Below are 13,284 nucleotides of genomic sequence, written 5' to 3'. Positions count from 1 at the left end.
AATTTTGTCCCCGTATCAACTATCAGAAACTCCAGGTATTTTTTATGCGATCGCTTATTGGATGAGTACCTTACTTTTCGTATTACTGACGAAAACAGAGAAGCTAACCAAGAAAAAAATTGGACGGGTTTTTGTATTCCTTTTGATCTTGTATCTGCATATGGAAATCATTAATTCCGATGTCTCACAAGTCTATTTTATTCCGATCATTATCATTTCAGCACTTATAATGTTTCTATTTCTTTTTACCACTGCTGAGATTCCGTGGAAAAATGCCTTGTATTTCACTGCACGGGCATTTATCGTAGGTGAATTTGCTGCATCACTCACGTATCAAATCTACTATTTTCTTGTATTGGATTTCAAAGTTTCCTTCGATTATATCGGAACCTATGCGTTTATTTTTTTGGGATGCAGTATGCTGTTAGGCCTTTTGTACAAATTGGAAAAACGATTTGTGATCGAAAGTGCCGAACAAGTAATCACCTATCGAGAAATCGCTTCGGTGATGATTATCGTGATCGTGGTATTCACCATGAGCAATATCAGCTATGTGTATCAAAATACGCCTTTTAGTGGGAGTATGGCTAGAGATATTTTTAATATTCGAACGATGGTGGATTTTGGGGGAGTGGCGCTGCTATTTGCCTACCACGTTCAATTGAATGAAATGAAACAAAAGTTTGAAGTACAGAAGTTAGAAAGCTTGCTAAAAAATCAAATGATCAATTATCAAACCTCGGAAAGAAGCATTGAGATCATCAATCAAAAGTATCACGACCTGAAACATTTGATCAATGTTTTGAAAAATGATCCTCTCTCACAGGAGACACAGGATTATTTGGCTGTCATGGAAAAAGAAATCAACTCGTACGACTCAAGGATGGATACCGGCAATAGTGTGTTAGATATTGTTTTGACAGGAAAACAAATCTTTTGTCAGAAAGAAAAAATTACCTTCACCGTGATTGCAGATGGGGCAAGCCTTTCTTTTATGAATTCAGTGGATATCAGTACGCTTTTCGGTAATATTATCGATAACGCCATTGAAAGTGTCCGCAAAATTACCAAAGAAGATAATCGCTTGATTCAATTGAAAATCAGCCGTAAAGGGGAGATGCTTTTGATCTGCCTAGAAAATCGCTACGAAGAACCCTTGACGTTTGAAAACGGCTTGCCGATCACCACCAAGAAAGACAAACATTTTCATGGGTATGGGTTAAAAAGTGTCCGCGAAACGGTGAATAAATACAAAGGAACGATGGTGATCCAAACAGAAGATGGCTGGTTTGAACTGAAATTGCTGTTTCCCGTTAAGCATTCTATGCCAAAACGAGGATGAATTGGAGCAGATATCGACAAGATGTCTGCTTTTTCTGTAAAAATGAAAACTTTGCACTATATTTCAGAAAGAAATTCTGGTATAATGGCTTGTCGAGTGCAATGTCACCAAAAAAGGAGTTTATAAATTGAATATTAGAAATGATATCCGCAACGTCGCTATTATTGCCCACGTTGACCACGGAAAAACTACATTAGTTGATGAATTATTGAAACAATCCCAAACGTTAGATAGCCATACCCAATTACAAGAACGGGCGATGGATTCAAATGCGATCGAAAAAGAACGTGGTATCACGATCTTAGCGAAAAATACAGCGGTTGAATACAACGGAACCAAAATCAATATCATGGATACCCCAGGACACGCGGACTTCGGTGGTGAAGTAGAGCGGATCATGAAAATGGTCGATGGTGTTGTTTTAGTTGTTGATGCTTATGAAGGAACGATGCCTCAAACACGTTTCGTATTGAAAAAAGCGTTGGAACAACATTTAGTACCAATCGTTGTTGTTAACAAAATCGACAAACCATCTGCTCGTCCTGAGCACGTGGTAGATGAAGTATTAGAACTATTTATCGAATTAGGTGCAGACGATGACCAATTGGACTTCCCAGTGATCTACGCTTCAGCGATCAACGGAACCTCAAGTGAATCAGATGATCCTGCCGATCAACAAAAAACGATGGCACCATTGTTTGATACGATCGTAAAACATATTCCAGCGCCAATCGACAACAGCGATGAGCCATTGCAATTCCAAGTATCGTTGCTTGATTATAATGACTACGTTGGACGTATCGGAATCGGACGTGTCTTCCGTGGAACGATCAAAGTTGGTGACCAAGTTGCTTTGATGAAACTTGATGGCCAAGTGAAGAAATTCCGTGTCACAAAATTATTCGGTTTCTTCGGTTTGAAACGTTTAGAGATCCAAGAAGCGAAAGCTGGCGATTTGATCGCTGTTTCTGGGATGGAAGACATCTTCGTTGGTGAAACAGTCACACCGATCGATCACCAAGACTCGTTACCTGTTTTACACATTGATGAGCCAACGTTACAAATGACCTTTGTAGTGAACAATTCACCATTTGCAGGTCGTGAAGGGAAATTCGTAACCGCTCGTAAAATTGAAGAACGCTTGATGGCGCAACTACAAACAGACGTGTCTCTACGTGTTGAACCAATCGGACCAGATTCTTGGACTGTTTCAGGACGTGGCGAACTTCATTTGTCGATCTTGATCGAAAACATGCGTCGTGAAGGTTTTGAATTGCAAGTTTCTCGTCCAGAAGTTATCGAACGCGAAATTGATGGCGTGAAATGCGAACCATTTGAACGAGTGCAAATCGACACACCAGAAGAATACATGGGTTCAGTGATTGAATCACTAGGGATTCGTAAAGCAGAAATGCAAGATATGATCAATACAGGAAATGGACAAGTACGAATCATTTTCTTAGCACCAGCTCGTGGCTTGATTGGCTATACGACAGAATTCTTATCAATGACTCGCGGCTACGGTATCATGCACCACACCTTCGACCAATACTTGCCAATGATCCAAGGGCAAATCGGCGGACGCCACCACGGCGCACTTGTATCGATCGATACAGGAAAAGCAACGACTTACTCAATCATGAGTATTGAAGAACGTGGAACGGTCTTCGTTGAACCAGGTACTGAAGTATATGAAGGAATGATCGTCGGCGAAAACTCTCGTGACAATGACTTAACGGTCAATATTACGAAGGCAAAACAAATGACTAACGTCCGTTCAGCGACGAAAGACCAAACATCTGTCATCAAGAAACCAAGAATCCTTTCACTAGAAGAATCATTGGAGTTCTTGAACGATGACGAATACTGTGAAGTAACACCAGAAAGCATTCGTTTGAGAAAACAAATCTTAAACAAGAGCGAACGGGAAAAATCACAGAAAAAGAAAAAAACAGCTGACAAATAAACAATGATCGAGGTTTTTACCAACTTCTGATCTGTTCGATTTTCCGAAGGATGGAAAAGGGATTGCTCCTGTGGTGCAGCGGCTCTTCGCCGCAACCCCTAGAAAAGCAATCAGCCGATTTCCCTCCTTCGGTTCTTTTTTGCACGTCTACCCGATCTGTTGAACCGTTAAAATAAGCACCGCTTGCAATTTCGACCATTCCTTTTTAAAATGGAGAAAGTAAGCACAAAGGAGAAATCTATGAAAAATTATCCTGTTAAAAAGAATCAGGAACTTGAAGTCGATATTTTGGACCTTTCCCATGAAGGAAATGGGATCGCCAAAGTCGATGGGTACTTATTATTTATTGAAAACACCCTGCCAAATGAACGTGCCTTAGTCAAAGTGTTGAAAGTCGGCAACAAATTTGGTTTTGCCAAAGTGATGAAACTGTTGCAAGCAAGTCCTGATCGACAAGAATTACCGAATGAAGCATTGTTGCGCACCGGGATCGCCCCATTGAGTCATTTGAGCTATGACAAACAATTAGCCTTCAAACAGCAGCAAGTAGAGAATGTTTTGGCTAAAATCGCCAAACTGCCTGAAATCAAGGTCAAGGCACCAATCGGAATGGAAAAACCATTTGGTTACCGCAACAAAGCGCAAATCCCTGTGCAAAAGATTCATGGAAAATTAACGACTGGATTTTACCGCAAAAACAGCCATACTCTGGTACCGATCGAAGACTTTTATATTCAAGATCCAAACATCGATCAAGCAATCATCAAAGTCAGAGATATTTTGCAGCGCTTCAATGTCAAAGCCTACAATGAAGAAGCCCATGAAGGGTTCTTACGCCACATTGTCGTTCGTCGTGGGCATCACTCAGGTGAAATGATGGTCGTATTAGTGACACGTAAACCGAAATTCTTCAAGGGAGAAGAGATCGCGGAAGTGATCCACGAAGAGATTCCAGAAGTTGTTTCTGTCATTCAAAACATCAATGAAGAAAAAACCAATGTGATCATGGGCGAGTTCGAGCGTGTCTTGTATGGCAAGTCATCGATCGATGATCAATTATTAGGCAAAACCTTCCAAATCTCAGCGAAATCTTTCTACCAAGTCAACACAGCGCAAACAGAAGTCTTGTACCAAACCGCCTTCGAGATGGCACAACTGTCTGAAAATGATGTCGTTGTGGATGCCTATGCAGGAATCGGAACGATCGGGATCAGTTTGGCTGATCGCGTGAAAGAAGTGTTAGGGATGGAAGTCATTCCTGAAGCAGTGAACGATGCCAAAGCCAATGCCAAAAGAAATGGTGTCGAAAACGTGCATTACTTTATCGGTAAAGCCGAAAAAATCATGCCGCAATGGCTACGTGAAGGCATTCAACCGACAGTCGTCTTCGTTGATCCACCTCGCAAAGGTTTAGATGCCAGCTTTATTGAAACGACCGCTGCAGTTAAACCAGAGCGCATCGTTTACATTTCCTGCAATCCAGCAACCTTGGCTCGTGACCTCGCGTTGTTTGAAGAAGAAGGGTATGTGACAAAAGAAGTCCAACCTGTTGATTTGTTCCCACAAACGACCCATGTGGAGTGTGTCGTGTTGTTAGAACGTCGTTAAGAAAAAACGAGTTCTTTTCAGTGATTTTGACCGTGAATTCTTTTTATGGTAATTGTCATAAAATCTTACGATAACAAAGTTACTAGAGAAGGCGAATCAATTGAGAAATAAGCAACTATAACCCATCTGTCTATCTAATTACGTCGATTGTGACGTTTGGAATGGATGAAATATAAAACCAGAAACTGGAACAGAAAGACATTCTTTTTTGTTCCAGTTTTTTTGTTCTTTCTCACTAATGATGAGCGGGGACAAAATCAATGCAAAAAGCAGGGAAGCTACAAATATGCAGACAGCCAAATCCTTTAACAAAATGTTTTGTCGGCAATTTATAGTTAATGTGTATAAAAATATGGCGTGTGGTGATTAGAAAGTATTATAATAAACGTAGTGAATAGAAAATTTTTGTTAGGAGGGATTGCACATGGCAACGATTCGTGCATTTTCACACAAAGAAATTACACCGCAAAATACGCATTTGTCGAGTTTTAAAGTGTTGATAGAGTCAGCTTTTTATGGGAACAATGTCACTTGGATTGATGATCTAGCCACTGCCTATCACTTAGCAAAAGAATCTTCTGGCGCTATTCTTACGGATATGTCGGTCACACACACCAAAGAGTTAGGACTACCAGAGGATGCAAAAGTCATCGTGTTTAATGACGGAAAAGTAGTTGGACGGACAGCGGCAGCTCGACGCATCATCGGGCATCCTGGAATCCAGCGAGAATTATATGAAGACATTTTGCGAGATGCCTTATACCAAGGAACCCGCAAGCAATTTTATGGTGGTGAAGTTGTTGTAGGATTAGATGAAGCGTTTATGGTCAAAGCTCACCTGTTGATACCAGAGCACTATGAAACCAACTTTTACTCTTATTTGTTGAATTTTCAATTGATGACGAAATCATGGGAAGAAAGGTACCAACGTTCCAAAGAATATCCAGAGACGGACATTTTTTTGTACGCTGATCCAGATTGGTCTCATCCTGATTTTCCTTATGGACTGTCTCTTTTTGATCCTGAACACAATGTTGCGGCAGTCTTAGGTTTAAACTATTTTGGTGAATTGAAAAAAGCGACATTAACTTTGGCTTGGGCTACCGCGCATCGCCATGGCTTTGTGGCGTGTCATGGGGGAATGAAGCAGTATCAGTTACCGAATCGAACATTTACGATGGCTGCTTTTGGTCTTTCAGGATCAGGAAAATCGACTATCACATTGGCAGAACATGATGGCAGATATGAGATCAAGGTTCTGCATGACGATGCGTTTGTGATTAATCAAACAAATGGTGCATCTACTGCTCTGGAGCCTTCTTATTTTGATAAAACGCAAGACTATCCATTAACCAACCCAAATGTCCGCTACTTTATCACCTGTCAAAATGTTGGGGTTACTTTAGACGAGAAAGGAAAAAAGGTCCTCGTGACCCAAGATATTCGTAATGGGAATGGTCGAACCGTCAAATCACGATATGTCACACCTAATCGGGTGGACCATTTAGATTCGCCGATCGATGCCGTATGTTGGATCATGAAAGATGACACGCTGCCTCCGGTAGTAAAAATTGACGATCCGATTTTAGCCGCTGTTTTTGGTTTGACCTTAGCTACGAAGCGCACGACAGCTGAACATATTGTCGAGACCACGGATATAGATAAACTGGTCATCGAACCTTATGCCAATCCATTTAGAGTCTATCCTTTAGGGGAAGATTTTGCCCATTTCATGCACTTGTTTAAAGAAAACCAAACGGCTTGTTATATTCTAAATACAGGCTTTTACAAAGGCAAGAAAGTCACGCCTAAAGTCACACTAACATCGATTGAAAAAATTTTGGAAGGCGAGGCTGAATTTAAAAATTTCGGTGGGATCACCGAAATGAGTTTCCTGCCAGTAACAGGCTTTAAAGTCGATTTTCAAGATGCCTCCTATGTTGCTCATTTAAGAGAGCGGATGCAAGGTCGGCTGGACTTTATTTTGGCTCAAGAGACAGAAAATGATGGCTATAATAAGTTGCCTAAAGAAGTAGCAACGGCAATGGAAAAGGTGATTTCTACATTAAGTGAGCTTCCTAGCTAATTTAGTTGAATCAAACTTCCGCAAGCGGCTTTTTTCCTGAAACACTTATTTTGTTAGCCAGAAAGGAGCGAATATGAACATTCAGTTTCACCATATCCAAATTACAGTCAATGATGTAAAAAAAGCAGAAGGCTTTTATGATCAATTATTTGCAGTATTAGGTTTTGACCTTCAGAAGAAATATTCTGGGTACTTAGAACATGCCGATATGGAAGTAGTAGAATATATAGGCGATTCATTTGATTTCGGCATTTGTTCCCCGCGAAAAGAATGGAAGAACGAGAAAATCGATTCAAGAAAACCGGGCTCTGTTCAACACATAGCATTTAAGGCGGAAAGCCGCGAAGTCGTAGATGCGATCTTTGCCAAAATAAAAGCTTTAGGGGTAAAGATCCTTCACGATCGACCAATGGAATACAAAGAGCGCATCGCCCCTAACTACTATGCCTTATTCTTTGAAAGCCCAGAAGGCATTCGTTTTGAACTATTTCATTATGCCTGATTCCTTAAACTAAAAGAGCGTGGCATGAACTTGTTGCGTGAGCGTGTTCCTATTCAGGTGATCTTTCATTATGGGGTTCGGATGATCATGCGATTTCAGAGACAAACTTTTTTAAAACCTGTCATCAGGAAAACTAGAACATTCTTTTTAAAAGTACGTCCGTCGGGAAAAAACTATTTGATTTCTAAAATTCATTTGGACAATTCAAAAACAAAAACTTAACTCATGTGTTAAAAAACGTTCGAATTTTTATCATTCTAGAAGCGAGTGCACCGTGGGTCAATGAGGATTATTGGGTTGATTGCACGACACTTAAGAGATGGAGGAAGATCAATATGGATCAGAGGGTTCAGCAAGACATCGAAGCAATCATTTCCCATCAATATGATCATGGCGCCGATTTATGGTCGACGCCAGACCATAAATTACTAAAAGGAGCACCCTTTACGACCTTAGAAAGTCCTCTTTATTTACTTGAACTTGGCATGTCACGTGAGGAGAACTTATTAAAAGAGACAGCCGCATTGATCTTTCAAGGATGGAGAGAAGACGGCAGATTTAAAATTTCTCCGTCAGGGGGGATCTATCCATGTCATACGGCGTTGGCTTTGCGAACGCTGTGTGCTCTTGGTTACACAAGGGACCAGCGGCTGCAACAGACCTTTCACTATTTTCTTGCTACTCAGGAAGCAGATGGCGGCTGGAAGTGCAATAAGTATAGTTTTGGTCGCGGCCCTGAGACCCACTTTTCCACGCCAATGACGACGTTAACGGTCCTTGATGCTTTTCGCTATACTCATGATCGTGAAAAAATGGAAACGCTTAAGCAAGCAAGCGAATTTTTGCTTGCTCATTGGGAGATCCGTCAGCCAATCAGTCCCTGTCAGTATGGGATGGGTACATTATTTATGCAGACAGAATACCCCTTTAGAGGATACAATCTTTTTTATTATCTGTATGTCTTGTCTTTTTATCCTTCTGCCAGAAAAGACGCACGATTTTTGGAGGCTTTGCAGCAGTTTGAATCGAAAGTTCAAAATGGCAATGTCATCGTAGAACGGGTCGTACCCAAACTGGGGAAACTGAATTTTTGCCAAAAAGGGCATATCAGTCCCTTTGCCACACAGCGTTACCAAGAAATTCTTGCTCGATTGGCAGAGGATTGAGGAAAAACAGCCCTTTGAAAGGTTCCCCCCATCTAGACGATTCTTTTTCTTTTCTGGTACACTGTCTGTAAAGAAGCAAGTGATTAATCAACAGAGAGGAGAAAGACATGCAAAAAATATATCTTGTTGAAGATGATGCAACGATCGTCTCTGTTCTAGCAGAATATTTACAGCAATGGGGGTACGAATGTGTTTCCGCGAAGAATTTTGCTAGCATCTTGCAAGAGTTTCATGAGATCAAACCGGATCTCGTTCTTTTAGATATTTCGCTGCCTTATTACAACGGGTATCATTGGTGCCAAGAAATTCGCAAGAAGTCAGAAGTGCCGATCATTTTCCTTTCGTCGATGGATCAACAGATGAATCAGATCATGGCGATGAACATGGGAGCAGATGATTATTTAACAAAACCCTTTGATTTAGCCTTCGTTTTGGCAAAAATCCAAGCATTGCTGCGGCGGAGCTATCAGTATAGCCACCAACAAGCGCTGACCTTTGAGATAGGGCAAGTAACCTTTTATCCCACAGAAAATGTATTAAAAAAACAGGGGGAACAGTTGCCACTGTCTCCAAATGAAGCTCGGATTCTTTCCTTGCTTTTGCAGCATCGAGGGAAGATCGTAGCCAAAGAGACCATCATTGAAATGCTCTGGAATAGTGAAGAATTCATCGATAATAACACATTAGCGGTCAATATGACCCGCTTGCGAAAAAAATTAAGCCAGATCGAACTATCCGATTTGATCCAGACGGTAAAGAATAAAGGGTATTTGATAGAAAAGGAACACGCCTATGACTAACGTGAAAGAATATTTCGTCCTTTATGGAAAGTTTTATCTCGTTTACCTGCTGTTTAGTGCGGGCCTATTTGGGCTATTCTTTCTCCACAGCCTTTCGTTGGAGCCCTTCATTGACTATGTGGTCTTTTCAGGGGTGATCTTAGGGGGACTTTCCCTTTTTCATTATTTTCGTTACGCACAAAAAAGAAAGCAGCTGCAGCATTTATTAAGAAAAGAACGTATGACGGAAGCGGCGTTGGCGTTCTTGCCTGCCACTCGAAATCGTTTAGAAGACGAATACCAAGCCCTTCTTAAACAATTGGCAAGAGAAAAAACCACTTCTGATTACAAGGCAGCGTTAAAAAATGAAGAAATTTATGAAGATTTCGGCCTATGGCTTCATCAAATCAAAACGCCTCTAGCTGCGCTAGATCTTTTGGTCCAAAGCGATTCGTTGTCACCGACGGAGGTCAAAGCGGAATTATTTAAGGTGAATGATTACTTGCAAATGATGTTGAATTATTTACGACAAAATTTAGCGAATGAAGATTTTGTCTTTGAGTCGATTGCTTTAGCGCCCCTCGTTCGTCAAACGATCAAAAAGTATGCCTTGTTTTTCTCGAAAAAGAATCTGCAACTGGACATGGCGGTGGATTTGACGGTGACATCCGATCGAAAGTGGCTCGTTTTTATTTTTGAACAGGTTCTTTTCAACAGCTTGAAGTATACCGAAACTGGTGGCATCAACGTTTTCACTAAAGACAATGCCTTAGTGATTCAAGATAGCGGCATTGGTATTCGTAAGGAAGACTTGCCAAGGGTGTTTGAGAAAGGATATACGGGACAAAATGGTCGCTTTCAGCAACGAGCGAGCGGCCTAGGCTTATATATGAGTCAACAAGCGGCTGAAAAAATCGGCTGCCGTTTAGCGATTGATTCTGAAGTAGGACAGGGAACCATCGTCACACTTCATTTTCCCACCACAAATAACGGATAGCCGCAAACTTTCAACACTGTAAGTTTGCGGTTTTTATTGTAAGTCGCTTTTTTCTGCCAGTCAGCTTATTCTAAAAAGGAAGGAGGGAACAAGATGACACTTTTAAACATTCAACAAGTAAAAAAAATCTATCAAAGCCAGCTGAACGGACAACCCGTTGAAGCGTTGAAAAATATTACCTTTATGGTAGAAGAAGGGGAATATGTCGCTATCATGGGGGAATCAGGTTCGGGAAAGAGTACGTTGCTGAACTTGATGGCGACGTTAGACCAACCAACAGCGGGTGAAATGCAGCTGAATGGCATCGATCTGACCACGATCAAAGAAAAAGACGCAGCGAGTTTTCGACGGGATCACTTAGGCTTTGTTTTTCAAGACTTTAATTTATTGGACACCTTTTCGGTAAAAGACAATATTTTATTGCCATTAGTTTTATCAAAAGTTTCCGTCAAACAAATGGAAAAGCAGCTTCAGCCTATCGTACAAACTTTAGGGATCGCCGATTTATTGCAGCACTATCCGTATGAATTGTCTGGCGGACAAAAACAACGAGTTGCTGTCGCACGAGCAATCATCACAAAACCGGAACTGCTATTAGCAGATGAGCCAACCGGAGCGCTGGATTCGAAAACCTCTGATCAATTACTGACATTATTTCAACAGATCAATCAAAATGGACAGACGATCGTGATGGTCACTCACAGTTCGATCGCAGCCAGTCGCGCACAACGCGTCTTGTTTATCAAAGACGGGTATGTGTTTCACCAGCTGTATCGAGGGGATCGCAGCAATACCGCTTTTCTAGAAGCAATAGCCGAAACAATGACTGCTGTCTTTGCAAAGGAGGAGTAACCAATGTTCTTTCAAAAAATCGCCTTCTCCAATTTGCGTAAAAATGCCAAAGCTTACACACCCTTTTTATTATCTATGAGTTTCTTGGTGGCTGTTTTGATGATGACGCAAATCATCGTGAACAATCCAGGAATGAAGGAACTTCCTAGTAGTCAAAGCGCCATCTTCATGTTTCGTTTAGGAAATATCATCCTCATGATTTTTGCGGCGATCTTTTCCTTTTACACCAATAACTTTTTGATCAAGCAGCGAAAAAAAGAATTTGGTCTCTACAATGTTTTAGGACTAGGAAAACGTGAGATCGCCTTCGTGGTCTTTTGGGAACTCTTTTACAGTTTTCTCATTAGCCTTGCCGCCGGACTGATCAGTGGCTTATTGTTTGCACGATTAGGATTTTTGATACTGAAGAAAATCTTAGCCGTAGGCGAGTTCTTTGTCTTCAAACTGTCATTTGAGAGCATTGGCTTGGTGATCCTGTATTTTATGTTCGTCTTTGGTTGTTTATTTTTATTTGACATACTGCAAGTCCGCAAAACCAATCCACTTCAATTACTGCAGGGAAGCAAGCGAAATGAAAAAGAACCACGAGCAAAAGGTATTTTGGCAGTATTAGGTGTCCTATGCTTAGTGGCAGGCTATACGATCTCTGTGACGATCAAGTCGCCCATCAGTGCATTAGGCCTGTTCTTTGTCGCCGTCGTCCTCGTAATCTTGGCTACCTATTTGTTGTTTATTGCGGGCAGTATCAAAGCTTTGCAGTTTTTAAGAAAACGAACGACCTATTATTATCAAACGACCCATTTTATCAATGTCTCTACCATGTTGTATCGGATGAAACAAAATGCGGCTGGTTTAGCAAGTATTTGTATTTTATCAACGATGGTGTTAGTGACCGTTGCTACGACCGCCAGTCTTTATTTTGGACAAAAGAATGTGATCGAAACCCGTTTTCCTTACGATGTTCAAATTGAGTCAGCGGCTGATTCCCTGCAAATCAACACAGCAATTGATGGACTTGAAGATAAGCTAACGATCAAAGAGCGCCAACAAGTCACTACAACAAGACCGTTGCTTTTTACCTTTGAGGAACCAAATTTTGTTCCCTCAACCACTTTTGAAGAAAATAGCGGTAGTTTAGATAAAGCCGTGTATCTTATTTTTCTTACCAGTTCTGAATACCATGAAATCACCGGGAAAACAGGACCCGCTGACGACGAACTATTCGTTTTTCCCGCCACCTGGACGCATCAAGCATTACCAGAAAAGACGACGATCGATGATCGTCAATTTCGCTTGCGGGAATTGAAAGAACTGCCAACATTCACGAAAGTAGAAAACCCCGTTCAGCATCTTGTTCTCGTGGCGGATGATCAGTGGCTTGCCGAAAAGCTAAGCGCTTGGTATCAAAACGAAGAGTTTCAACTTTACCAGCAACCAGTGACAACAACAGTCTTTAATTTTCAAACAGAAGAAGCAAGCGATCGCGAAGCCATCGCAAAAGAGATTCGCAGCGAACTTCTGGCAGCAGATGCTCAGGCGAGCGTTGAATCAAAAGATCTTTTTGAAGTTGAGACAAAAACCTTTACCGGCGGCTTCTTCTTCTTAGGCTTGATTTTTGGTGTGATCTTTATTTTAGCTGCTGCATTGATCATTTATTATAAACAAGTTTCCGAAGGGATGGAGGATAAAGAACGTTTCGAGATCTTGCAAAAAGTTGGGTTAAGCCATAAGGAAGTCAAGCAAGTGATCCAGCAGCAAGTTTTGATGATCTTCTCATTTCCTTTGGTGGCAGCGATCATCCATTTGGCGTTTGCTTTACCAATGATTCGAAAATTACTGATTCTTTTTGGTCTGACGGATCGTAACTTATTGATCACGGTAACGATTATTTCTGTCCTGTTGTTTACAATGATTTATCTGCTGGTGTATTTCATCACCGCAAGAGTCTACTATCGATTGGTGGAGCGCAAACAGTAGCGGGGGGAC

General features: G+C 41.2%; 10 protein-coding genes. All 10 read left to right on the top strand.

Annotation, left to right across the window (positions count from 1 at the left end; genetic code table 11):
- Nucleotides 1–4 precede the first annotated feature (4 nt).
- The 10 genes from IGI76_RS09420 to IGI76_RS09375 all read left to right on the top strand — a co-directional run bounded on the left by IGI76_RS09420 (nt 5) and on the right by IGI76_RS09375 (nt 13,275).
- Nucleotides 5–1,342 (top strand): GHKL domain-containing protein, encoded by a 1,338-nt coding sequence (locus IGI76_RS09420; protein WP_438781437.1) that lies wholly within the window; start codon nt 5–7, stop codon nt 1,340–1,342.
- 127 nt (nt 1,343–1,469) lie between these two features.
- Nucleotides 1,470–3,308 (top strand): translational GTPase TypA, encoded by a 1,839-nt coding sequence (gene typA, locus IGI76_RS09415; RefSeq protein WP_005230064.1) that lies wholly within the window; start codon nt 1,470–1,472, stop codon nt 3,306–3,308.
- Between the two features lie 240 nt (nt 3,309–3,548).
- Complete coding sequence (rlmD, locus tag IGI76_RS09410) at nt 3,549–4,916, top strand: 23S rRNA (uracil(1939)-C(5))-methyltransferase RlmD (RefSeq protein WP_115232445.1); 1,368 nt, start codon at nt 3,549–3,551, stop codon at nt 4,914–4,916.
- Nucleotides 4,917–5,340: 424 nt separating this feature from the next.
- On the top strand, nt 5,341–7,002 hold the full coding sequence (locus tag IGI76_RS09405) for a phosphoenolpyruvate carboxykinase (ATP) (protein WP_333719237.1): 1,662 nt from the start codon (nt 5,341–5,343) through the stop codon (nt 7,000–7,002).
- A gap of 73 nt (nt 7,003–7,075) precedes the next feature.
- Entirely contained in the window at nt 7,076–7,504 is a 429-nt protein-coding gene (locus tag IGI76_RS09400) for a VOC family protein (RefSeq protein ID WP_074932636.1), read from the top strand.
- Between the two features lie 335 nt (nt 7,505–7,839).
- Entirely contained in the window at nt 7,840–8,670 is an 831-nt protein-coding gene (locus IGI76_RS09395) for a prenyltransferase (RefSeq protein ID WP_333719236.1), read from the top strand.
- Nucleotides 8,671–8,777: 107 nt separating this feature from the next.
- The gene (locus IGI76_RS09390) at nt 8,778–9,470 is read left to right on the top strand and encodes a response regulator transcription factor (protein ID WP_010749609.1); all 693 of its coding nucleotides are present in this window, start codon (nt 8,778–8,780) and stop codon (nt 9,468–9,470) included.
- Nucleotides 9,463–10,446 carry a sensor histidine kinase gene (locus tag IGI76_RS09385; RefSeq protein ID WP_142974086.1) on the top strand — a complete coding sequence of 328 codons (984 nt, stop codon included), beginning with the start codon at nt 9,463–9,465 and terminating at the stop codon, nt 10,444–10,446. Before IGI76_RS09390 ends, IGI76_RS09385 begins: the two co-directional genes overlap by 8 nt.
- 93 nt (nt 10,447–10,539) lie before the next feature.
- A complete protein-coding gene (locus tag IGI76_RS09380; RefSeq protein WP_010749611.1) occupies nt 10,540–11,298 on the top strand; it encodes an ABC transporter ATP-binding protein in 759 nt (252 codons plus the stop codon).
- A 3-nt stretch (nt 11,299–11,301) separates the two neighbouring features.
- Nucleotides 11,302–13,275: an ABC transporter permease gene (locus IGI76_RS09375; protein ID WP_333719235.1), complete on the top strand. Its 1,974-nt coding sequence runs from the start codon at nt 11,302–11,304 to the stop codon at nt 13,273–13,275.
- Nucleotides 13,276–13,284: the final 9 nt, after the last annotated feature.

The sequence above is a fragment of the Enterococcus sp. DIV2449a genome, assembly GCF_051711225.1.
Taxonomy (GTDB): Bacteria; Bacillota; Bacilli; order Lactobacillales; family Enterococcaceae; genus Enterococcus_D; species Enterococcus_D casseliflavus.
The sequence above is the reverse complement of the archived record's forward strand: the minus strand, read 5'-3'. Positions and strand labels throughout refer to the sequence as shown.